This window comes from Clostridium sp., from assembly GCF_050717515.1.
Lineage (GTDB): Bacteria > Bacillota > Clostridia > Clostridiales > Clostridiaceae > Clostridium_AD.
This window is the reverse complement of the sequence record NZ_JBOITL010000027.1, coordinates 129,686-153,661: the sequence shown is the minus strand read 5'-3', so window position 1 is coordinate 153,661 and position 23,976 is coordinate 129,686. Positions and strand designations below refer to the sequence as shown.

The window sequence follows — 23,976 nt, the reverse complement described above, 5'->3', positions numbered from 1 at the left end:
CCTCCTTTCTAGGGAGTAGATGCAAAGACTTCGGTCAATGCAACAAGAAGAATAATTAATTTTATTTTTCAAAATGTCTACTGTAATTACTCGTAACCTATTCTCTGTTTAATTTTGAGAGACTAATAGTATAAAGAAAATAGTAAGCATTTTTAAGCACTAATTAGTGTTTAAAATGTTTATTTTTTTTTTGACTATATTATTAGTATTTTGTTATAATGATTATAGATAAAAATTTTTAATGATATTACAGCACTACAGGTGATGATTTAAAGGAGGAACAAATGAATTTAATAGCAGCAGTTGATTTAAATTGGGGAATTGGATACAACTCTAAATTGTTAGTTAAAATACCTGAAGACATGAGGTACTTCAAAGAAAAAACCCTTGGAAAAGTCATTGTAATGGGTCGGAATACACTTGAATCACTACCAAATAAAAAACCATTAGAAGGAAGAGTTAACATAGTGCTTACCAAAAACAGAAGCTATAACTGTGAAGGCGTTATTTTATGTTATTCTTTGGAAGAACTTTTTATAGAACTTAAAAACTATAATGAGGAAGACATATTTATTATAGGTGGTCAATCGATTTATGCTCAATTAATTTCATATTGTGATAAGGCGTACATAACTAAAATATATAAGGAGTACGTACACAATAAAGTATTAGTAAATTTAGATAATAATCATCAATGGCAAAAAGTTTCAACTGGTGAAAAACAACAATTTAACGATAATATATATTTTAACTTTAATATATATATAAAAAACTAATATAAAAGTAAAAAAACAAACCTCCACTATATTGTAGAAGTTTGTTTTTTTTACTTTATTTTAATATATTATATATGTTTTTTAGTAAGCAAAGGTTAAGTTACTTTTAACAGTAGCTACTTTTTTTGAAGTTAACCATTCGTTTGTTACCGTATTTTCAAAAAAATACAAGGCTCCATTAGTTGGATCTGAACCTTTTAATGACTCATAGGCTGCTTTAATGGCTATATCAGTTGGAACTTTGTTAATCATTCCATTCATTACTGGCGTAAATTGATAGTAACTATTATTTTTTTCGTTAATTACTCCACTAATGTTACTCGGAAACTTTGGACTTTGAACTCTATTTACTACTACAGCTCCTACAGAAAGCATAGTATCATAACTTTCACCACCTGCTTCGGCATTAATTAGTCTAGCTAATAGCTTTACATCACTATTTGAATAGGAAATAACTTTAGAGGTATTAAGTGGGGTAGCTTTTCCATTTGCAGAAGCAGTTGGAGCAGTTGGAATTTTAAAGACATCCCCAGGATAAATAGTATCATCCCATTTATCATTTGCAACTCTTAATTTATTTAAAGATACATTATATTTTTTTGCTATGAAATATAAGGTGTCACCACGAGCTACATTATGAGTATTAGTTGGAACCTCAAGTACTTGTCCAGAATATATGTTGTAGTTTGATAATTTATTATTTTTCATTAAATAATTAGTAGTTGTGTTATAAGCTTTGCTGATACCACCTAATGTGTCTCCTGATTTAACTGTATATGAAGCAGCATATACGGAAGTGCTGCTAAGTAAAGCTAAGGTTAAAGCAAGCAGAGTAGTTTTTAAATTTAATTTAATAATAATGAGTCCTCCTTTATAAGCCTGCGAGGTTAGTTGACGGATTCGGGTTAAAGGCACCCTACTCTAAATAAGAGATTCACCCCATAAGAAATCCCCCGTTCTCCATTTAGGAGATTCGGCAATGTAATTCCTATATTGTAACATAAAACGACAAATTAATCTATGCCAAAAAATGGTGCAATTACAATATATAAATATTTAATATTTTCAGCAAAACTTAGGATTCGGAGACTAAGGTATCTTCAGCAATATAAATATAAGTCAATAACTATACTTGACAAATCAATTCTAATCGTATACGATTAGAATTATTAATAGATTTAAATAAATAGGCTATTTACTGGAGGGGTTAGGGTGAAAGAATATGATATCGCCATTATAGGAGCAGGTTCGGGTGGTTTAACTGCTGCATACACTGCAAAAGGATTTTCAAAAAAAGTTATTTTAATTGATAGGAATAAGCCTGGAGGAGAGTGTACTTGGTCTGGCTGTATTCCAAGTAAGGCTTTAATAAATATTGCAAAAGAAATACATGTAGCAAAGAAGTATTCAGATTTATTGGTTGATACTTCTGAGGTTTTACAAAAAGTCAGAAAAGTAATTAATAATGTTTATGAAGAAGAAAGTGTTGAAGTTTTAAAAAGAGATGGCATTGATTACATTAATGGATTTGCAAAATTTATTGATAAAAATACTTTGAATGTTAATGGAGAAAAAATCAAGGCTAAGAAGATAATTATTTCCACTGGGTCATCACCAATGGTGCCACCGATTGAGGGTTTAAAGGATATAAATTACCTTACAAATGAGAATATTTTCATGGAGGAAAGACTTCCGGAGAGTATAATCGTTTTAGGTGGAGGAGCTATAGGAGTGGAATTATCCCAGGCGATGAATAGATTAGGCGTTAAAGTATCATTAGTAGAAATGATGGATACTATTTTAAATAGAGAAGAACCAAAGCTTGTAGCTGTCCTAGAGAGAAAGCTTAGATTGGAAGGGGTTAAGATATATACTTCCTATAAAGCAGAAAAGGTTTCAGAAAAAGATGGAAAGGTTTCTTTGTCTGTAGTTAAAGATGGAATTGTTGAAATTATAAATGCGGACAAAATCTTGGTATCCCTTGGTAGAGTTCCTAATATAAAGGGTTTAGATTTAGAAAAAGTTAGTATTAGATATAATCCAAAGGCTATAGAGGTTAACCAGTACTTAGAAACAACCACAAAAGGTATATTTGCAATAGGGGATGTTGCTGGTCCATATCTTTTCTCACATATGGCAAATGTGCAAGGAATTACAGCTGTAAAAAATGCATTGTTACCTATAAAGAAAAAGATTGATTACGTCCATGTAGCTTGGTGCACATTTTCAGAACCTGAACTTGCAAGGGCTGGATTAACAGAGCAGGAAGCTAGAGAAAAGTATGGTGATTCAATTAGGGTGTATGAGCAAGATTATAAAAATTTAGATAGGGCAAAAACAAAAGAAGATGATGAAGGAATTGTTAAGATAATATGTGATAAAAAGGGAAAAGTACTTGGAGCTAGCATTTTGGGAGAGAGAGCTGGAGAGATGATTTCTGAGGTGCAGGTAGTGAAGACTTTAGGAATAAACTTTGGAAAATTAACAAAGGTTATTCATCCATATCCTACTTATGGAGAGATCCTACTTAAGATAAGTAAGAAGGTTTATTTGGATAACATATTAAACAATTCTTTTGTAAAACTATTTAGGAGAAAATAGTTTTACGTATAAATTTATACCACAATATTAAGACTTGAAGGAGATGAAATTTATGGAGCTAGATGATTTAAAACTAAGTAATCAGCTTTGTTTTAAAATATACTCTGTGTCTAAGGCTATGACTAGGTTATATAAACCAATACTGGATAGTTTAAATTTAACTTATCCACAATATTTGGTTATGTTAATTTTATGGGAACATGAAAAGATATCCTTTAAAGATATGAGCAATAATTTAAAGATGAAAACTGGAACTTTGACTCCTATATTAAATAAATTAGAAAGTCAAGGACAGTTATGCAGAATTAAGGATGAAGCAGATGAAAGAAAGATTTATATTAATATTACTTCAAAGGGTGAAAAGCTTAAGTATGAAGCTTCTAATGTTCCCGGAGAAATTAGTTGTAGAGCACAGATTAGAATGGATGAGTATGTGAGGTATATGAAGGAATTTGATGAACTATTGAAAAAATTAGATAGAATTGAGAACTATAGGTACTAGTAAACAACTCATAGAATTGTACTAATTAAAATTTAAATATGATATAGGAGATGTTTAACGTGAAAATTTTAAGTACAGTAATAGGTGCAATGGCAGTAATCGTAATTTACATGTTGGTAAAAAACAATTTAACTCCAAAGAATTTGGGGGTTAATAAGGGAAAGTTAGCACAAATGCCAAATAAACCCAATGCAGTCTCATCTGAAACAGAAGAAAAAGATAAGAAAGTTGAAGCATTAGTTTTTAAAGGAAATTTAAAGAATTCAAAGGATATGATAATTAAAGTAATTGAAAACTATGGTAATGCTAAAATAATTAAAAAGGAGACAAATTATATATATGCTATCTTTACAACTGGAATAATGAAATATCATGACGATGTAGAATTTTACTTTGATGAAAGCAAAAAACTTATTCAAATTAGATCAGCTTCAAGGATTGGATATTCTGATATGGGACTAAATAGAGAAAGATATAACAAGTTAAGAGAATTTTATTATAAATAAAATTTTAAATACCATTCATTTTTCATGCATGTTTTTTTCTAATGTTGGAAATGCTATTAGTTAAACATGTTATGGTATAAAATAAGAGTTTTTGAAGAAAAAATGGAATAGGAGGTTTTATTTTGGATAATGAAAAGAACAAAGAAGTAAGAAAAGAAAAACAAAAGGAGGGGGAGAAAACTTTTATAAGCGAAGTTCAAGAATTTCATAAGCCGGAAGGTTATGAAGATGCTTTTAAAAAATATTATCCGCAGCAAAAATAAAGTCCTTAAATTTATATACATAAAATCTTTTGAAATTAGACCTAGTTAAGTGAACAAAGAAAATTCAAAGAACCAAGCCCTATATTATAGCTTGGTTCTTTGGGATTTTATAAAGCGGAGATGATTTCCACATATTTAAATTCAAACTGGGTAAAAGGATTATACATTAAATTTTTAACTTCTTTTCTGTACAAGAAATTACGTTTTGTAAATACACTTGGTGAAATTACACCTTCTTGATATATTAGAAGATTTTCTGCTTTTTTTAAATTTTCAAACCTTTCCTTAGAATTCATAGTTAAGTTTGCTTTTGAAATAAGTTCATCATATTCTTTGCTACTAAAACCTGTATTAAAAATTCCAGAAAAACTGGTCCACATATCTAAGTAAGTAAGAGGATCGTTATAATCACCAATCCAAGCAGCTTGAGTTATTTGATAATTTCCATCATCTATATTTTTTATACATACAGCCCATTCTTGATATTGGATTTTAAGCTCCACACCTAATATATTCTTATAACTTCTTTTCATGAATTCTGCAAATTCAGTGTCTCTTGGGGAAGTTCCACTCTGTAGTAAGGTTATATCCATTTTTGATGGGTCAATATCTTCTCCAAGTTCTTTTAAACCGTCCATAAGCAATGCTTTTGAATCTTTGTTTTCTTCCATAAGTTTAATTACAGGGTCCTTATCTGCTTTTTTTCTAAAGCTTTCACCTGATACTTGGATTGATGGAGGACAAAAGCTATAAGCGGGTTCACCGATTTTATTATATAGTTCCTTTATTTTCTCTGTTCTATTTTCAGCTAATATAAATGCTTTTCGTATCTTTGCATTTTTAAAATACTTGTCGTTTTTATTAAACATTGAATAGTTGACTCTTGCATTATCCGCAGTCATTAAATTATACTTTTCAGTACTTTCAAGTTTTTTATTCCATTCTGGTAGAATACTCTCAGCAATATCTATATTTCCAAGGTAAAGTTCAGTCATTCTCGAATTATCTTCTCGTATGAGCTTAAAATTTATTTGATTTAATTTTACTTTCTCTTTATCCCAATAATGAGGATTTTTTTCTAAAGTAATCTTGTTTTTAGAAAGCCAACCTTTTAATAAAAAAGGTCCATTGGAAACAATAGATTTAATATGTGTACCATAGGTATCCTTATATTTTTCTACAATGTCTAATCTTTGAGGCTTCATAATATTCATATAAGTTAGTTCTAAAAAATAAGGACATGGTTTTCCTAGTGCTATTTCAAGTGTGTTAGTATCAATAGCACGTACACCAACTTGGTTTTTATCTTTTATTTTGCTATTATTGAATTCAGTAGCGTTTTTTATTGGTAGTAATAGGAACGAATAAATAGAACAAGTGCTAGGCTCAAGACTTCTAAGTATACTATCAGCATAATGCTGCGCTGTAACCTTCACACCATCTGACCAATAGGTATCTCTTAGGTGAAAAGTCCATACATTATCTTTTTCATTGAATTCCCATTTAGAAGCCCCTGCAGGAGCAATAAAATTTGTGCCATCTGCTCTTTGCTCCATTCTAGTAAGTCCCTCATATATTTCACTTATTATTTGATTACTGTTATTATCAGTAGCAAGTGAAACATCTAGAGTTCTTGGCTCAGAATTTAGACTAGCATTTAATATTTGAGGTAGTGATTTTTCAGTTAGTGCATTTACTTTTGTGCTAAATCCAAAATTAATAGTTGATAGCAACATAAAACATAATAAAATACTTAGTGATTTTTTTGATCCAATTTTCATAGTTGCAACTCATTCCTATATATTACCATATTGTAACATTATTTGTTATATGTTACAATATTACAGAAAAGATTTCTCTTTTAGTTTCCATATTAAGATTAAGTCAGGAGTTTAATAATTTACAAATTTACGCTTAAGTGCTGGATTAGTTACAATAAGTTTATGAAGGAAATAACCCATAAATGAATTAAGCACTGAAGTAGGAAGTACTATGGATAGGAAGAGTATAAAAAAAGGTGCTGGCAAACCAAATAGAACAAGAGCTGAACCTAGAAAAATGCTTCCACTTATTATAGTTCCTAGAAAATAAATACTTGTTAATTTAAGTGGAGAATTAACATTGGAGTTTTTATATATAACATATACAACCATTGAGGTTATTATTTTATCTATAATGTTAGGCAATTGACCACCAGGAAAAGTCGTAGTTAAGGCACATAAAACACCTGCTACTATTCCTGTAATAAAGGCAATTTTAAAATCTTTGGTTAAAATTATGGACAAAATCATAAATACTAATAAGAAATCAGGTTTTATTCCAAGGAATATACCTGGGGTAATTTGATGCAATATAAGACCTATTGCAAGGAATAGAGAGGTTATTATTATTTTATTTGTTTTCATAAAAATTAGCTCCTTTTCAAAATAAATTAGATTTATTGGCTTTGTTATCTTTTTAAAAGCAATTATCTTTCAGTGCATCAAATTAAACACCACCTTTCAATTAATTTTTCAAATAAAAAAAACCTCCGCCCTGTATTAGGGCGAAGGATATTCGCTGTACCACCTAAATTATACTACAAAAAACTAGCATATTTCGTTTTTCAAGCACTAAAATGCTCTAGCCCTTTTAACAGTGGGCATCCGGTAACTACTACTCTCAAAATTTGATTTCGGGTTACTTCTAGCAGGTCCATTCACTAAAGTTATCAATACTGAGATCACACTATCCTCAGTTCTCTGAAATTGCATGGCTTTAACTACTCTTCCTGTTCTACGAATTTATAATATAAGAATGATTGTAGCATTAAAATAATTAAATGTAAATAGTAATTTAAAAAACTATTTATTTTAAAGTAATAATTTTGTACTAATATTATCTGTATTTATTAATAATGCTTATTAATACATTCATTCTTTTATGAATATCTTGGTTTATTCTATCACGTTTATAATGAAAATCATTTGAATCTAATAAGTAACTATGGGTTATACCAAAAAGTTTTTTATTTTCCAAGATTCCTTTATTTAGGATTTTTGAAAGCTTTTCAATATTAAAGTATTCCAACCTTAACTCTTCATTTTCATTTTCGGCGTAAACAGGTAAAGAAGTTAATATATTTTTGGTTACTTTGTACTGGGGTCTGTAAATATTGTGAGATTCATACTTTATGGGAGTTAACTCTGCTAATATTTTTTCTGTATTATCGTCTATTGAAAAATACCCTCCGCGGAAAGCTTCAATTGGCTCAATTCCTAATTTCGAAATATATTCGTAGCAGTGCTTTATTATAGTTTTTTGTTCATCATAAGAGTAATTAGCTATTAAATCTTCATTTTTTTCTATGAATGGGCATAGCTTTTCTATAGATTCTGGTAAATTATTTGGATGAATATGAAGGCCAAATATAACTTTGTAATTTCTCTTTATATTTTCTATTAGATTTAACTCATTCATCATTTCTGCAAAAAATGGAGTTATAAACAAAAGAGTATATATATTATTTTCAGAATTTAATTTTAATAGCCTTTCTAAGTTTAGTACATTATTTTTTAAGTTTTTATCAAAATTATATCCTTCGCAATCAATAGTTAAAATAAAATCAAAATTTGGTTTTTTAATATGATTTTCTAGAAAATATTCCATAAATCGACACAACCTCCTAAAATAACATTGCTAATTTATAATTTGCATTGTATAATCAATTGTAGCAAGTAACAACTTATTATACAATTCAAATTGCTACTTGTCAAAAGTTACTAATAATCTACGTTTAACTACTCTGAAATACAATTTTAAGATAAATACACTCAAGCGTTTAAGCATTTCAAAAAAAATCTTTTTTATTATATCTAATTTCAAATAAAAAAAATTAAAATTAAATAGCTTAATAAAGTTATCAGTTGATGACTATTTTGTACACGAAACAAATATGGGGAGGATGATATAATGAAAACTATAGGTTTTCCAAGAATGCACAAAGAAATAAACGAGAGAAGAGATTTTTTGCCATCTTTTTTTGACATGCTTAAAATGGAAAGAGTACATATATTTCTTGAAGAAGGATATGGTTCAGCTTTAGGTTATACAAAAGAAGACTATTTAAAGAATAATAAAAAAATACAATTTATAGATAATAAAGAATGCTATGAAAAAGATATAGTTGTTGTTTTAAGGTCACCGGAGTTTGAACAAATTGAATATATGAAACAAGGCAGTACACTACTTAGTATGCTTCATTATGCAACTAGAGCTACTAGAGTTGAAAAGCTTAAAGAAAAAGGTATATTTGCTGTTTCTATGGATTCTATTAGAAATGATTTTCATGAAAGAATGGTTGTAAATTATGAGGGAACTTCAGAAAATGGAATTAATCTAGCATTTACCGAGCTGGCTAAAAATTATGAAAATATCTGTATTGAAGAAAGAAAACCTATAATTGTGAGTATAATGGGGATGGGACGAGTTGGGTTAACAGCAGCAAGAATGGCTGGTAAATATGGAAATAACAAAGTTACTGAAGCTATACTTCAAGAGAAAACTAGTGGAGTAATTGTTAAGATGTTACCTAGAAATATAACCCATGATAAAAAGCAGATGATAAAAATCTTTAAAAAGACAGATATTTTAGTAGATGCAACTACTAGAGGTGATGCAACAAAATATGTTGTCAGTAATGAATTAATAGGATATTTAAAAGAGCATTCTATAATCTTAGATTTAACAGCAGATCCATATTTAGCTAGCGCTACTTCTCTTCAGATAAAGGCAGTAGAAGGTATGCCACATGGTACATTGGATAAAAATGTTATTTATCCTGGCGATGATGAGTATAATACTGTGCCAAAGTGTTTGCAATCAAACAATCAAAGAACAGTAGTAAGCTGTAATGCGTGGCCGGGAGTTAAACCAGAGGCTTGTATGGATTTATATGGAAAACAACTTATATATATTGTACAAAATCTTATAGGATATTCTATTGAGGATTTTGTTTTATATAATAGTGATTATTTTAATAGAGCAATATATAGAGCAACTATTGAATGTTTTGAAAAAAATACAGATAACTATGGCAATGAAATGGTAAATGTGGTAATATAAGATAAAACAGTGAACATATGTTTACATAGAAGGGCAAAAATGTATGCATATAGTTCCATCTTTTAAAAGAGGTGTTTCTATGTTGAAATTTACCATTATAAGCATTTTAGGAATAATTTTAGCAGTAATGAGTGCTATATTTGTTATTAAAAACTTCTTAGTAAGCTATAAGGGAAGCGAAAGTGGATTTAAAAATGTATGTGATATACTTTTAATAGTTGTGTCCATATTTTGTTCTTTAATATGTGTATGGGAAGGTTCTAGTTTAAGAGAAATATTGCTTAGATTAGAAAATCCATCTAGTATGTCAGAAGAGATGTTACAAATGTTAAAAAAAACAGTGGTGGAGCAATCAAAGGATGTAACTATAGCAATTATAGTGGGATATCTTTGTTTTATATTGGCGTATTTAATATTTAAAACTATTGAAAAAGAAATACAACGAGAAATTGATAAGCCTAAAAGAAAATGGGATTGGAACAAAATTGATAAAAATTAGAATCTAGCTATTTTTGAAAAAGTCTTATAAGAAAAAACTAAAAGGATATAAGTTAAACATCAGCCTATTAGAGAAAATTTTAATAAACTGGTGTTTTTTAGTGGGAAAGAATAATCTTTATGTTTAATAATTATTATAAAAGCTATGGAAATAAGGGGTGGGAGAATATGTGCTAGGGAATCAGAAATATAATAGTTGCTTTTTAAAAAAATTAGTATTATAATTCATATTAACATTTAACATTTAGTTTCATATTATATATTAAATAATAAAAGCTGTGACGAGAACCAGTAGTAAGACAGTTTCTTTTACAGAGAGCTCCCCTAGATGAGAAGGAGCAAAGAATAGTATTATGAATACATCTCTGAGCTGCACACCAAATCCACTTAAGTTTATCACTATGTGGTAGTAGGCTGTTGCCGGAATCCTTGCATCCGTTAAAGTGCTATAGTATAAGCGCATATTTGTGCCGTACTTTAAGAGGTTAATGTGGCAACATATTAATAAATTGGGGTGGTAACACGGGATTTTACTCTCGTCCTCTAGATTTTCTAGAGGATGGGAGTTTTTTGTTTTTTGAAATAATAAAAAATAGGAGGAATTAAAATGATTAATATCGATGAACAAATTGAAATTATATCCAAAGGCACAACCGAGATAATAGACCAGGATGAGTTAAGGCAAAAACTTATTAAAGCAGGCGAAAGTAATAGGCAGCTTATAGTTAAGCTTGGGCTAGATCCCACTGCACCAGATATTCATTTGGGGCATACGGTTGTTTTAAGAAAAGCAAGACAAATACAGGATTTAGGCCATAAGGTTATAATAATTATTGGAGATTTTACTGGAATGATAGGAGATCCTTCAGGAAGATCAAAAACAAGAAAAGAGCTAACTCGCGAAGAAGTATTGATAAATGCAGAAACTTATAAAAAACAAATGTTTAAAATACTTGACCCAGATAAAACAGAAGTTAAATTTAATAGTGAATGGCTATCAAAACTGAATTTTAAAGATGTTATTGAGCTAGCCTCAAAATACACAGTAACTAGGATGCTGGAAAGGGAAGATTTTAAAAATAGATTCAAAGCACAGCAGTCAATTGCAATTCACGAGTTTATGTACCCCTTAATGCAAGGGTATGATTCCGTAGCAATAAAAGCAGATATTGAACTTGGTGGAACAGATCAACGGTTTAATATTTTAATGGGAAGAACTCTTCAAAAGGAATATAAGGAAGATAAGCAGATTGCAATATTTATGCCCCTTTTAGAAGGAACAGATGGAATTTTAAAGATGAGTAAAAGTCTTGGGAATTATATTGGAATAAATGAGAACTGTAATGATATGTATAGCAAAGTTATGTCCATACCGGATGAATTAATTATAAAATACTACGATTTGGTAACAGATATCCATCCATATGAAGTACAAAAAATTGTGAGACAATTAGAAAGTAGAAAAATCAATCCTAGGGATATAAAGATGAAACTTTCTAAGGAGATTGTTAAATTATATCATGGTGATGTGGCAGCTGAGGATGCCCAGGAGCATTTTAAAACAGTATTTCAAAAAAAAGATATACCACAAAACATTAAAGAAATAGAGATTATAAAGAACTCTATTTTAAATGAGCAAAGTACAATTTTCAAAATAATTACTGATATGGAGTTTGCTAAAAGCAATAGGGAAGCAAGACGTCTAGTTGAGCAAGGAGCAGTTAAAATAAATGGAGAAAAAATATCCATAAAGAATGTATTTGATTTAAAAGATGGGGATGTAATTCAATGTGGTAAAAGAAATTTCGTGAAAATTATTATAATGAAGTAAGGGCCGCCACTATGGTGGTCTTTATCTTTTTCAAGAAATCAGGGGAACTTTTTTTTGTTTTTGGGCAATTAATTCTAAATAATGCATTTAAAAACACCTAAAGTTTTATCAATAAAGAACGAAATATAAGGTGAAATATATAAATTAAGGGGGAAATGTAAAATGTTTAAAAATAATGTAAAAGAAAAGAGAAATCGCTCGAAACTGAGTTTCCAGATAACGATATTGCTTATATTGGTATCTTTTTTGCCAATTATGCTTATTTCCATAAGTACATATTATAGTTTATCTAACAATTTAAGCAGAGAGCTTGAGGGGGCCACCGTTAAAAGTGTAGAGAGAGTTAATGATGCAATCAATGCATTATACAAGGAGAACTATGCATCTGTAGAAATGATTTCCAATGAAGTTAATACAAAAATGCTTAAAAGCAAAGGAGCCTATGTTGTAAATTTAATGAAGAGTTTTGAGGTGTTTAAAAATTCTCATCCACAGGTGCTAAGTATATATGTAGGAACAACAGATAAAAAAACCTATCTTATTCCTAGAGTTGTGCTTAAAGATAATTATGATCCAACTAATAGAGAGTGGTACAAGGCTGCAGAGAGTAATGATGGTAAAATAATTGTTACTAATCCATATGTAGATTCTTTTACTGATAAATATATAATGACTTTTACTAAGACGGTTAAGGATGATAAGAGCAATCTAGTAGGAGTAGTAGCATTAGATGTAGCATTAGCTTCAATTTCTCAAACAGTTACAAAAATTAAATTAGGAGACGCTGGCTATGCTACTGTTATAGATAGTAAGGGAACAATTGTTGTACATAAAAACAATGAACTTATTGGGAAAAATTCTAAACAAGAACAATGGGTAAAAACTATTATGGATTCAAAACAAAACTACTTTAACATAAAGGTTGGTACTATAGATTATATGGCATATAAAATTACTGATACTAATACAGGCTTAATATCAGTAGGATTTATCCCAGTGGCAGAAAGAACTAAAAAAATATTAGATGGTTTAACTGTACCTGTAATTGTTTTATTAGTATCCTTTGTGTTTGTGATTATTGTAGGGAAAAGGTTTGCAGGAAAGATCACAAAACCTATGGGTATTTTAATTGAAATATTAGGCAAGGTTAAAGAGGGCGATTTTACAAATAAAGTTCCTGAAATCATGAATACAAGTTTAGAGGTTGACGAAATTATACATTCTGTAAATAATATGATGGAGGATATGATATTTGTTTTAGGAAATGTAGTAGATAGCACAAATAAAGTAAAAGATTCAGCAGAATCTCTTGCAGCAACTACTGAGCAATCTAATGCGGTTGGAGATGAAGTAGCAAGAGCTGTGCAGCAAATTGCAGCAGGAGCTAATGAACAAGCTGAAATATTAGAAGAAAGTATTGGCTATGCAAATACTTTAGGGGAAGAAGTTGATAGATCAACTATAAATGCTGAAAATATGATTAGTGCTTCTTTAGAAGTTAAACAATCAACCGACGAGGGTCTTATAACAGTAAATAATCTAAAAATAGCATTTACAGAAAACATAAAGGCAAATAAAACAGTAGCGAGTAAAGTGGAAATATTAGTAGAAAACTCTACTAAAATTAGTGATATAACAGATAAGATAAAAGTTATAACAGAGCAAACAAATCTACTAGCTTTAAATGCAAGCATTGAAGCTGCAAGAGCAGGAGAGGCAGGAAAAGGTTTTGCTGTGGTTGCAGATGAAGTAAGAAAACTTGCAGAAGAATCTGCTGTTTCAGCTTTGGAAATTGATAAAGTTATTGTTGATATTAGTACAAGTGTACATGAATTACTCCAGGGAATTATGTATTCTACAGAATTAAATGATAAAACTAACAAAAGTGTAGAAGTAACAAATGAAACATTTATCAAAATTAAAAAATCTATAGAATTACTAGAGTGCAATATGGTGGATGTAAATAGTTCATTGCAAAATATCAACAAATATAAGGATATTTTAAGAGATAAACTTGGGAATGTAGCTTCAGTAGTAGAGGAAGCCGCTGCCACTACGCAAGAAGTAAGTGCATCTTCACATGAGCAATCAGAAGGAATTCAAGAAGTAGTTAAAGCAGCAGAAAACCTGAATTGTTTAGCCGATGATTTAAGAGAGAGTACTAATAAATTTAAAATATAGATATAGTATTCTTACAGTATCAAATTTAAAATAAGCAAATTTTAATTCAATTACGGGGAAAAATATTGAACTACCTAAATAAGTAGAATAAATTCAGACTAAAATTTTACAAAACATAAGAATCATTAATATAAATAAAAGGCTCCAAGAATATAGAAATTCTTGAAGCCTTTTATTTATATAATAAATTTTAATTAAATTCTAAAGTACTAGTATCAAGCCAGTTCCATTCAGGTTTAAAAACTTTTATATCATCTACAAGTTGGAATAATGCCAAATCAGCAAGTTTTGCCTCAAGCATTATATCTAAGTCAACTCCTAGTGGAATACATTTTTCAACAAACTCGATGAAGGCTGCTGGATCAATGTTATCAGCATGCTTCTTATCTTTTTCTCCAGTTTTTGGGCTCGAAAAATGTATTTTTACTGGTAGAAGTTCGTTTTCCCAAGTGGAGAATATATCTTTTAACATAGGTTCTAGTTCATCGCCACCGTTGTTGCAGTTATGATGATGTACATCTAGTACCATAGGCACATTTATTTCCTTGCATATGTTTAATACTTCTTTTGTTGTGAAGCTTTTGTCATCATTTTCAAACACTACTAATTTTGTTATTTCTTTTGGCAGATTATTATAATTCTTAAAAAATCTTTCTGTAGCAGCAAGTTTTCCGCCTTCTTTACCTCCAATGTGTAATATCATCTTTCCCAAAGGGTAATTAATATCCTGGAAAAGATTTGCATGGAACATAAGATTCTTTTCAGTAGCTTTTATTACATCTTCCTTAGAACTATTAATAACATTAGATTCATCAGGATGAGTATCGACCCTTAAATTATTATTGTTTATATAATTCCCAAGCCAATCAAAATCCATTTTTAAAATTCTTCTAAACTCCCAATCTGTAACTTCAGGATGAGTTGCTAGAGGTATTAAAGCTGAAGTTATTCTATAAAAGTGAACATCGTTTTTTACAGTGTATTCTAGAATTTTATACAAATCATTGACGTTTGATACTGCTACCTTTTGTAGTTTCTCAAGCTTATCTCTATCCGTCGATTGTTTTGTATATGTAGAAAAAGTTACTGTGCTGGCAGAAGTTATTTTTGCTGCTTTTAAAGCAGTAGCCACGTAGCCTAATCTTATTTGCATAATATCACTCCTCATATAATATAGTTATACCAATAAATATAAATTAAATCATCATTTGCGCAGCCGCTTTTCATTTTAGAAGCTGCAATATTAACAACTTCAGAAGGAATGATATACTCCACCTGAAGTTTTATCTTTGTTAGAGTAATATTTTTACTCGTGAAAGACAGGGGGGAACTCCTTCTGAAATGTCGTTAAAACATTTCTACTAACTGATATTCTTTAATATATTCTAATTATCGCTCAATAATATTGAAATTAAAATACCCTTTAATAAGTATATTTTATAATACTACCCACAATGAAGCTAACTTATAAATATTGTAGAAAATAGTTTAAGTCAGGGGATAAAATTTACTAATAAAAGAGTTATTTATAAATCTCTCTATCATAAAAGCTATAATAATATTTAAAATGTTTGTCAAAAACATCTTACTAAATAAATATAATATTTGAATAGATGTTAGAATAAACCCTTGTTTAATCATATCACATAACTATAGTGTGTGTAAAATAATATACAAATAATCAAATAAATATTTGTATAATTTCAATAGATTCATTACATAAATATGAAAAATATAAATATAAAAGGCTTTATTGCTATAAAACATCTAAATTATAGCTTTTTATATGAAAATCATATAATATTAATATCGTAGGCAAAATTATTAGAATGTGGGTAAAATTATTAATGGAGGTATAGACATGGCAGATATAAAATATGAAATAAAAGAAACATTAGGAGAATTATCAGAATCCGGTAAAATATGGAGAAAAGAATTGAATCTTATAAGTTGGAATGATAAGGACGCAAAGTACGATATTAGAGATTGGTCTCCAGAACATGAAAAAATGGGAAAAGGGATTACACTATCTAAAGAAGAGCTTATAAAACTTAAAGCATTGCTTAATGAGATAAACCTGTAATAAGTGTTAAGATACATGAAACCAAGGTGTGGTAATTTTACCATTCCTTGTTTTTTTTTATATGGAAAATTGCAACGTCTCACCTGTTAATTGATCTATGCCTAGCAACTAGATTGTTTAATAAATAACATACTTTGCCTTGAATATAAAATAATAGTGATAAAAAGCAAACTAAAAAATATCACATAAACATTTGTATTTACCGCAATGTAAAGGATTGCAAAGGTTTAGGTATTATGAATGAATAATAAAATATAATAAAAACTAAAAAAAACTGTTTACAATCATTTAAACATTGTGATATAATTAACACATAAACAAGCAAACAAACTTTTAAAACAAAAAAACGAAAAATTAAAACGCATAAACCATGGTTGTTAAAGATTTTTTCAAGTATATAACTTTCCTCAGAAAAAGTTTACCAACTACGCAAGCTATTATTATGAAAGAGGTGCAGAATATGAAAGTAACAAACGTAGAAGAATTAATGATTAGAATAAAAGAGGTTAGAAGTGCTCAAAAGGAATTTTCTACTTATACTCAAGAACAGGTAGATGAAATATTTAGACAAGCAGCTATGGCAGCAAATAATTCAAGAATTGATTTAGCAAAGATGGCAGTAGAAGAAACAGGTATGGGAATTGTAGAAGACAAGGTTATAAAAAACCATTTTGCTTCAGAATATATATATAATCAATATAAAGATGAAAAAACTTGTGGAGTTATTGATGTAGATAAATCCTTTGGTATTACAAAAATTGCAGAACCAATAGGAGTTGTAGCAGCAATTGTGCCAACTACAAATCCAACATCTACAGCAATATTTAAAGCTCTTATATCATTAAAAACTAGGAATGGTATCATTTTCTCTCCACATCCAAGAGGTAAAAAATCTACTATTGCAGCAGCTAAAATAATACTAGATGCGGCAGTTAAAGCTGGCGCACCAAAAGGTATAATTGCTTGGATAGATGAGCCTTCAGTAGAACTTTCACAGATTGTTATGAGAGAAGCGGATATAATACTTGCAACAGGTGGGCCAGGAATGGTTAAAGCTGCTTATTCATCAGGAAAACCAGCTATTGGAGTTGGAGCAGGAAATACACCAGCAATTATTGATGAAACAGCTGAAATTAAAATGGCTGTAAACTCAATTTTACTTTCTAAGAGTTTTGATAATGGCGTAATATGCGCTTCAGAACAATCAGTATTGGTTATGGAAGAAATCTATGATGAAGTTAGGAAAGAGTTTGCTGAAAGAGGAGCTTATATCCTTAAAAAAGCGGAAGTAGATAAAGTAAGAAAAGTAATATTGACTAACGGATCATTAAATGCAAATATAGTAGGTCAATCTGCTTATAAAATAGCAGAAATGGCAGGAGTAAAAGTTCCTGAAGAAACAAAGATTATTATAGGAGAGGTTGAATCTGTAGAACTTGAAGAAGCATTTTCACATGAGAAATTATCTCCGGTACTTGCTATGTATAAGGTTAAAACTTTTGATGAAGCGCTAAAAAAAGCAGAAAGACTTGTTGAACTTGGTGGATTTGGTCATACATCATCATTATACACTCACAGAACTAAGTCAGCAGACAGAATAGCTAGGTTTGGTGCAACCATGAAAACAGGAAGAGTTATAGTGAATATGCCAGCAGCTCAAGGCGCTATAGGAGATTTATACAACTTTAAGCTAGCTCCTTCACTAACACTAGGTTGTGGATCATGGGGTGGAAACTCTGTATCAGAAAACGTTGGTGTTAAACACTTATTAAATGTGAAGAGTGTAGCTGAGAGGAGAGAAAACATGCTTTGGTTTAGAGTTCCAGAAAAGATTTATTTTAAATATGGTAGTCTTGGAGTAGCATTAAAAGAATTAAAGGATATGAACAAGAAAAAAGCATTTATAGTAACTGATAAGGTTCTTTATGACCTAGGATATGTGGATAAAGTTACAAGTGTTTTAGAAGAAATTGGAGTGGAATTTAAGATATTTTATGATGTAGAACCAGATCCAACTCTTGCTATAGCAAAAAAAGGTGCTAGTGAAATGGAAATATTTAAGCCAGATACAATTATAGCACTTGGTGGTGGATCACCAATGGATGCAGCTAAAATCATGTGGGTAATGTATGAGCATCCAGAAGTAAGATTTGAAGATCTAGCTATGAGATTTATGGATATTAGAAAGAGAGTGTATCCATTCCCTAAAATGGGTGAAAAAGCTATGATGGTTTCAATACCAACTTCAGCAGGCACAGGTTCAGAGGTTACTCCATTTGCAGTAATCACTGATGAAAAAACAGGAGTCAAATATCCATTAGCTGATTATGAGTTAACTCCAGATATGGCTATAGTAGATGCAGAACTTATGATGAATATGCCAAAAGGACTAACAGCAGCTTCAGGTATAGATGCTTTAACTCATGCTATAGAAGCCTATGTATCAGTACTTGCTTCAGAATATACTAATGGTCTAGCTTTAGAAGCAATGAGATTAATATTTAAGTATTTACCACAAGCTTACAATGAGGGTACCACTAATATAAAAGCAAGAGAGAAAATGGCTCATGCTTCAACAATGGCTGGTATGGCGTTTGCTAATTCTTTCCTAGGCGTATGTCACTCAATGGCGCACAAATTAGGAGCAGAGCATCATGTACCACACGGCATTGCTAATGCAATATTAATCAATGAGGTTATAAGATTCAATGCTGTAGATAACCCAACAAAACAAGCAGCATTCCCACAATATAAATATCCGAATGCTAAGTGGAGATATACAAGAATCGCTGACTATTTACAATTAGGTGGAAACACAGAAGACCAAAAGATAGAATTATTAATTAAAGCTATTGATGAATTAAAAGCTAAGATTAACATTCCTATGACAATAAGTGAAGCAGGAGTGTCTAAACAAAAATTCTATGCTACATTAGACCATATGAGTGAGCAAGCTTTTGATGACCAATGTACAGGTGCTAATCCAAGATATCCATTAATCAGTCAACTTAAGCAAATGTATATAAATGTTTTTGAAAAATAAATTAACTAATTAGATAAACTTTAAAAGTCAATCTTAAGAAGTTTATTCAACTAATATACAGAAAAGCAGCAGCGCATGAAAATGCACTGCTGCTTTTCTGTATATTCTGCTATAAGGTCAAGTATATATTGCTAGCATAATATAAGAACAAATCTTAATTTCAAATACAATTATAATTTGTTTTTAATAGGAAGTCCAATCCTTATGGTTGTTCCCACTTCAGGTCTGCTTTCTACTACAATGGAGGCATTATGCTTGCCAATAATCCATTTTGCTATAGATAAACCAAGGCCTGTTCCACCACTTTCTTTTGTTCTCGACTTATCACATCTATAAAATCTATTGAAAATATAAGGAAGATCTTCTTTAGAAATACCTATTCCTGTATCAATAATTTCAAGAATTAGATTTTTTTTATTAATATAACTATTTAACACAATACATCCACCGCTAGGGGTATACTTTATGCTATTATCTATAAAAACTCTTAATGCTTGCTTAAGTAATTTTTTATCTGCATATATAGAAACTTGCTGATTTACATCAGTTTTAATTTGATGAATAGCATCAATTAGTTTTGTTTCTTTTATAATTTCATCTACTAACTCGTTAATATAAAAACTTGTTTTCGAGATTTTTTGAGTGTTTTTATCACTTCTTGCAAGAAATAAGAGCTTTTCCACTAACTCTTGCATATCGCAGGCTTCACCCCTTATAGCAGTTATAGATTCCTCTAATACTTCTTTATCATCTTTTCCCCAGCGGTATAGCATATTTGCATATCCTTGAATTACAGCTATTGGCGTTCGAAGCTCATGAGAAGCATCTGATACAAATTGGTTTTGTTGTTCGTAGGAAGTTTGAATACCATCTAGCATTTTATTAATAGTTTCAGCTAAATCTTTTAGCTCATCCTGGGAAACACTGACATTCAATCTAGTTTCTAAAGCATTAATTGAAATATCTTTTGTGGTTTTTGTCATGTCTTTTATAGGGAGAAGCATTTTTTTACTGGCTTTAGAACCTACCCCTAAGGTAAACAATAAAGAGAATATATTTACGAAAAAGATAATTAAAGAAAAAATCTCCCAATATTCATTTTCCTTTTTAAGGTTTTTAGAAAGCTGAAGATAAAACATTTTATTATTTTGATCTATTTTAGTAGTAACAAAAACGAGTTGTTGGTTTATTTCATTAATAACAGGGTAAGTTGAGGTATCTTTATGGAAAGATACCTCACTTTTATTTTTTTGGGTAGAATAAACAAGATTTTCACTTTTATCAAAAATACTAAAGGTTATGTATTCTATGTTAGAAAAAATATTAACGTTAAAGCTTTGAAAATTCTTGTCTGATTTAGCATAATTACTAGCTACTGAAGTGTACTTATTAAGTTCATCTTGAACTTCATGTAGTAGAAAAAATCTAAAGCCTATAATTAGACCAACACTTAATAGAAGCAGTGTTATAGAAAAAATAAGTGTATATACTGCAGTCATTTTAAAACTAATGGAAAATCTTAATCTTTTATGAATTTTGTAAATTAGCTTATTTAATAACCTTGGTATAAAACTTAATATGATTGATATTGCCTTGTAGAGAAATCGTAAGCATTGTGAAAGAAAACGAAAGTATTGTAACATAAACTTAGAGAAAAATTTTAAATTATTCATCTTTTAAAAGGTATCCCACCCCTCGAATAGTATAAATGAATTTCTTGTTGAATCTATCATCTATTTTACTTCTTAAATATCTAATGTAAACATCCACAACATTAGTATCACCCATATATTCATAGCCCCATACTATATTAATAATTTTATTTCTTGTAAGCACAATATTTTTATTTTCAATTAGGTATTTAAGTAAATCAAATTCCGTTTTAGTTAGTTCTATAGAACTATTTTTAAAGCTAACCATATGTCCACCTAAGTCTATGGATAATTCTCCTGCAGACAATACATTAGTGATTTCTTTAAATAGAGGTATCTTTTTTAATGCTGTTCTTATTCTTGCTAGTAATTCTTCAATAGCAAAAGGTTTAGTCATATAGTCATCAGCACCTATGTCAAGACCCATAACTTTATCCATTATCTCGTCTTTCGCAGTGAGCATTATAATGGGAACTGCAGATACTTGTCTTAGTCTTCTTAATACTTCTAGACCGTTTAAAGAAGGTAGCATAACATCAAGAATTATTATATCAAAAATTTCGTTAATGGCTTTATCTAAACCCTCACGTCCATCATGACATTGATAAACGTTATAACCTTCATAGGTTAATTCTAACTCAAGAAATCGTGCTATTTTTATTTCATCCTCAATTATTAAAATCTTTTGTCCGCTCATATATACACTAACCCCCAAAATATATTATATTAACAATAGCTTTATTATATATTACTTTATATATAATTGCAGACAATTGGATTATTTTTTAAAATTTTACTATATTAAAAAAACAACCTACATAAATACAATGTAGGTTACTAGGGTATTATTCAGTTTTCATTTCTTCTGTAATTTTTGTAGTTACTTTATTAACAGCAAGGGACATCTTATCAAAAAAATTATTTACTTCTAAATCTTCATTATTTTTCTTTTGAATTCTTATTTTATGGTTAGTTGCGAGGGCTAATATTAATGCTGTGATTACAATAGGTGTAGCTACTATAGTTATTATAACTCCTAGAGTTACACAGATATTTAATACTACAGCATCATCTTTTTTAACTATTATTTTTGTTTCGTTCCCTTTTTTAATAAGTTTTTTTACTTTCTTAAAGAATTTACTTTCGCTAGAAGGGATCTCGCCGGGTTTAATTTTATTTTGTTTTTCAAGATATACTAGTGCACAAAGTAGGTCCCCGTCACTTTGCTCTAAGGCGGCTTTTGCATCCTCATAACTTACATTAGCTCTTTTTCTTAACTCATCGATTTGTTCTAAATTTATTGACATTTAAATTCCTCCTAATTTTTATTTGGATTGTGTAAGAATTACTTGTTTTCTATGTTTTTATTATATAATGTAAGTATTAAAGCATTATTAGTAGAAGATTAGAATTGCATTAGAAATTTAAATTCACAATTCACTTTGGAAAGGATAGATATATATATGAGATTTTTGTTAGCTCCAGATTCCTTTAAAGAAAGTATGACAGCAAAAGAGGTAGCGGATGCTATGGAAAGAGGGATTAGAAAGATTATTCCCTATGCAGAATGCATTAAGGTTCCAATGGCTGATGGTGGAGAAGGAACAGTACAGTCACTTGTAGACGCAACAGAAGGTGAACTATATAAAGCAGTAGTTAAAGGGCCTCTTGGTGATGAAGTTGAGGCTACATTTGGAGTACTTGGAGATAAAAAAACAGCAGTAATTGAGATGGCTAGCGCTAGTGGGTTACACCTTGTGTCTAGGAAAAAAAGAAATCCTCTTTTAACTACAACTTATGGTACAGGACAATTAATTAAAGCTGCCCTAGATAAGGGCGTTAATCATTTGATCATAGGAATAGGTGGTAGTGCTACAAATGATGGCGGATCAGGAATGATACAAGCACTTGGTGGGAAGCTGTTAACATTGGATAATGAAGAAATCAATTTAGGTGGCGGATATTTAAATCTCCTTCATAAGATAGACTTAGATGGACTAGATAAAAGACTTAAAGGTACTAAGATTGAAGTAGCTTGTGATGTTACGAGTCCCTTAACAGGAAAAAATGGTGCATCTTATGTTTTTGGGCCGCAAAAGGGAGCTACTTTCGAAATGGTGAAAATTTTAGATGCTAATTTAAGTCACTATGCAAAAATTATAAAACAGCAGTTAGGTATGGATATTAAAAGTATTCCTGGAGCGGGAGCTGCGGGTGGGCTAGGTGCAGGACTTCTTGCTTTCTTTCGTGCAGAACTTAAAAGGGGAATAGAATTGGTTACAGAGCATACTAATCTTAAAGAAAAAATGCAATATGCAGATTATGTGTTTACTGGAGAAGGAAGTATAGATGCACAAACACTTTATGGTAAAACACCCCTTGGAGTGGCTTTAATAGCAAAAGAATATAATATACCTGTTATAGCCTTCGCAGGACGTATAGGTGATGGAGTAGAGGCATTATATGAGCATGGAATAAATTCTATAATAGGCATATTATCAGAAGCTGACACAATTGAAAAAGCACTTAAAAAAGGTCCGGAAAATATTGAAAGAACTTGTGAAAATATAGCTAGAATTATCTTGCTTAATAAATAAGTTTTGTAATAACAAAATAATTCTTATGTTTGAGGCTCCTACTAAAAGAACAAGAATTAATAATCTAGTAAAATTTAATAATAATCTAGTAAAATCCAATAATAATTATTAACAAATTCCTTTACTGTTGAATATAATATAATATACCATATATCTTAGATTACACTTACCCAAAATAAAACTAATTATAAATTTATAATAAAGACCATCTCAATTACTAATCTGATCTATTAGTACATATATCAATGTATAAAACTTATGTTAACAATATATATAAGTGATATATGTAGCCATAAAATAACAAATAACTTATATATCAGTATTAATGCGTACTGTCTTT

The 23,976-nt window shown here is 30.0% G+C and carries 20 protein-coding genes, 1 riboswitch and 2 other annotated features; of the genes, 12 read left to right on the top strand and 8 right to left on the bottom strand.

Annotation, left to right across the window (positions count from 1 at the left end):
• Positions 1–284: 284 nt before the first annotated feature.
• On the top strand, positions 285–776 hold the full coding sequence (locus tag ACREV6_RS13600; protein ID WP_431578576.1) for a dihydrofolate reductase: 492 nt from the start codon (positions 285–287) through the stop codon (positions 774–776).
• A gap of 81 nt (positions 777–857) precedes the next feature.
• On the opposite strand, the gene ACREV6_RS13595 is transcribed toward ACREV6_RS13600, so the two are convergent.
• Complete coding sequence (locus tag ACREV6_RS13595; protein WP_431578575.1) at positions 858–1,484, bottom strand: cell wall hydrolase; 627 nt, start codon at positions 1,482–1,484, stop codon at positions 858–860.
• A 153-nt stretch (positions 1,485–1,637) separates the two neighbouring features.
• Positions 1,638–1,765, bottom strand: a riboswitch (cyclic di-AMP (ydaO/yuaA leader).
• A 223-nt stretch (positions 1,766–1,988) separates the two neighbouring features.
• Here ACREV6_RS13595 and ACREV6_RS13590 point away from each other — a divergent pair.
• The 4 genes from ACREV6_RS13590 (at position 1,989) to ACREV6_RS13575 (ending at position 4,648) form a co-directional block, all read left to right on the top strand.
• A complete protein-coding gene (locus tag ACREV6_RS13590) occupies positions 1,989–3,377 on the top strand; it encodes a dihydrolipoyl dehydrogenase family protein (protein ID WP_431578574.1) in 1,389 nt (462 codons plus the stop codon).
• A 52-nt stretch (positions 3,378–3,429) separates the two neighbouring features.
• A complete protein-coding gene (locus tag ACREV6_RS13585) occupies positions 3,430–3,879 on the top strand; it encodes a MarR family winged helix-turn-helix transcriptional regulator (RefSeq protein ID WP_431578573.1) in 450 nt (149 codons plus the stop codon).
• Between the two features lie 59 nt (positions 3,880–3,938).
• A complete protein-coding gene (locus ACREV6_RS13580) occupies positions 3,939–4,385 on the top strand; it encodes a DUF1499 domain-containing protein (RefSeq protein WP_431578572.1) in 447 nt (148 codons plus the stop codon).
• Between the two features lie 122 nt (positions 4,386–4,507).
• On the top strand, positions 4,508–4,648 hold the full coding sequence (locus ACREV6_RS13575) for a hypothetical protein (RefSeq protein WP_431578571.1): 141 nt from the start codon (positions 4,508–4,510) through the stop codon (positions 4,646–4,648).
• Positions 4,649–4,755: 107 nt separating this feature from the next.
• On the opposite strand, the gene ACREV6_RS13570 is transcribed toward ACREV6_RS13575, so the two are convergent.
• The 3 genes from ACREV6_RS13570 to ACREV6_RS13560 all read right to left on the bottom strand — a co-directional run bounded on the left by ACREV6_RS13570 (position 4,756) and on the right by ACREV6_RS13560 (position 8,296).
• Positions 4,756–6,429 carry a peptide ABC transporter substrate-binding protein gene (locus ACREV6_RS13570; RefSeq protein WP_431578570.1) on the bottom strand — a complete coding sequence of 558 codons (1,674 nt, stop codon included), beginning with the start codon at positions 6,427–6,429 and terminating at the stop codon, positions 4,756–4,758.
• A gap of 111 nt (positions 6,430–6,540) precedes the next feature.
• On the bottom strand, positions 6,541–7,053 hold the full coding sequence (locus ACREV6_RS13565; protein ID WP_431578569.1) for a tryptophan transporter: 513 nt from the start codon (positions 7,051–7,053) through the stop codon (positions 6,541–6,543).
• 133 nt (positions 7,054–7,186) lie between these two features.
• Positions 7,187–7,435 (bottom strand) — a binding site (T-box leader).
• 90 nt (positions 7,436–7,525) lie between these two features.
• Entirely contained in the window at positions 7,526–8,296 is a 771-nt protein-coding gene (locus tag ACREV6_RS13560) for a polysaccharide deacetylase family protein (protein WP_431578568.1), read from the bottom strand.
• Positions 8,297–8,599: 303 nt separating this feature from the next.
• On the opposite strand from ACREV6_RS13560, the gene ACREV6_RS13555 reads away from it, so the two are divergent.
• The 4 genes from ACREV6_RS13555 to ACREV6_RS13540 all read left to right on the top strand — a co-directional run bounded on the left by ACREV6_RS13555 (position 8,600) and on the right by ACREV6_RS13540 (position 14,261).
• Positions 8,600–9,751: a Rossmann-fold NAD(P)-binding domain-containing protein gene (locus ACREV6_RS13555; protein ID WP_431578567.1), complete on the top strand. Its 1,152-nt coding sequence runs from the start codon at positions 8,600–8,602 to the stop codon at positions 9,749–9,751.
• 79 nt (positions 9,752–9,830) lie between these two features.
• Entirely contained in the window at positions 9,831–10,250 is a 420-nt protein-coding gene (locus ACREV6_RS13550) for a hypothetical protein (protein WP_431578566.1), read from the top strand.
• A 268-nt stretch (positions 10,251–10,518) separates the two neighbouring features.
• Positions 10,519–10,796 (top strand) — a binding site (T-box leader).
• Between the two features lie 60 nt (positions 10,797–10,856).
• Positions 10,857–12,080 (top strand): tyrosine--tRNA ligase, encoded by a 1,224-nt coding sequence (tyrS, locus tag ACREV6_RS13545; protein ID WP_431578565.1) that lies wholly within the window; start codon positions 10,857–10,859, stop codon positions 12,078–12,080.
• Positions 12,081–12,242: 162 nt separating this feature from the next.
• Positions 12,243–14,261, top strand: a complete 2,019-nt coding sequence (locus tag ACREV6_RS13540) for a methyl-accepting chemotaxis protein (protein WP_431578564.1) — start codon at positions 12,243–12,245, stop codon at positions 14,259–14,261.
• A 190-nt stretch (positions 14,262–14,451) separates the two neighbouring features.
• On the opposite strand, the gene uvsE is transcribed toward ACREV6_RS13540, so the two are convergent.
• The gene (uvsE, locus tag ACREV6_RS13535; protein ID WP_431578563.1) at positions 14,452–15,414 is read right to left on the bottom strand and encodes a UV DNA damage repair endonuclease UvsE; all 963 of its coding nucleotides are present in this window, start codon (positions 15,412–15,414) and stop codon (positions 14,452–14,454) included.
• Between the two features lie 708 nt (positions 15,415–16,122).
• Here uvsE and ACREV6_RS13530 point away from each other — a divergent pair.
• The gene (locus tag ACREV6_RS13530; protein WP_431578562.1) at positions 16,123–16,344 is read left to right on the top strand and encodes a YdbC family protein; all 222 of its coding nucleotides are present in this window, start codon (positions 16,123–16,125) and stop codon (positions 16,342–16,344) included.
• A gap of 442 nt (positions 16,345–16,786) precedes the next feature.
• Complete coding sequence (gene adhE / locus ACREV6_RS13525) at positions 16,787–19,387, top strand: bifunctional acetaldehyde-CoA/alcohol dehydrogenase (protein ID WP_431578561.1); 2,601 nt, start codon at positions 16,787–16,789, stop codon at positions 19,385–19,387.
• Between the two features lie 170 nt (positions 19,388–19,557).
• On the opposite strand, the gene ACREV6_RS13520 is transcribed toward adhE, so the two are convergent.
• The 3 genes from ACREV6_RS13520 to ACREV6_RS13510 all read right to left on the bottom strand — a co-directional run bounded on the left by ACREV6_RS13520 (position 19,558) and on the right by ACREV6_RS13510 (position 22,346).
• Positions 19,558–20,886, bottom strand: coding sequence for a sensor histidine kinase (locus ACREV6_RS13520; protein ID WP_431578560.1), 1,329 nt, complete (start codon positions 20,884–20,886; stop codon positions 19,558–19,560).
• A gap of 166 nt (positions 20,887–21,052) precedes the next feature.
• Positions 21,053–21,736: a response regulator transcription factor gene (locus tag ACREV6_RS13515; RefSeq protein ID WP_431578559.1), complete on the bottom strand. Its 684-nt coding sequence runs from the start codon at positions 21,734–21,736 to the stop codon at positions 21,053–21,055.
• Between the two features lie 148 nt (positions 21,737–21,884).
• Complete coding sequence (locus ACREV6_RS13510; protein ID WP_431578558.1) at positions 21,885–22,346, bottom strand: DUF4342 domain-containing protein; 462 nt, start codon at positions 22,344–22,346, stop codon at positions 21,885–21,887.
• 156 nt (positions 22,347–22,502) lie between these two features.
• Between ACREV6_RS13510 and ACREV6_RS13505 the strand changes: the two genes are divergently transcribed.
• Positions 22,503–23,636 carry a glycerate kinase gene (locus tag ACREV6_RS13505; RefSeq protein WP_431578557.1) on the top strand — a complete coding sequence of 378 codons (1,134 nt, stop codon included), beginning with the start codon at positions 22,503–22,505 and terminating at the stop codon, positions 23,634–23,636.
• Positions 23,637–23,976 lie beyond the last annotated feature (340 nt).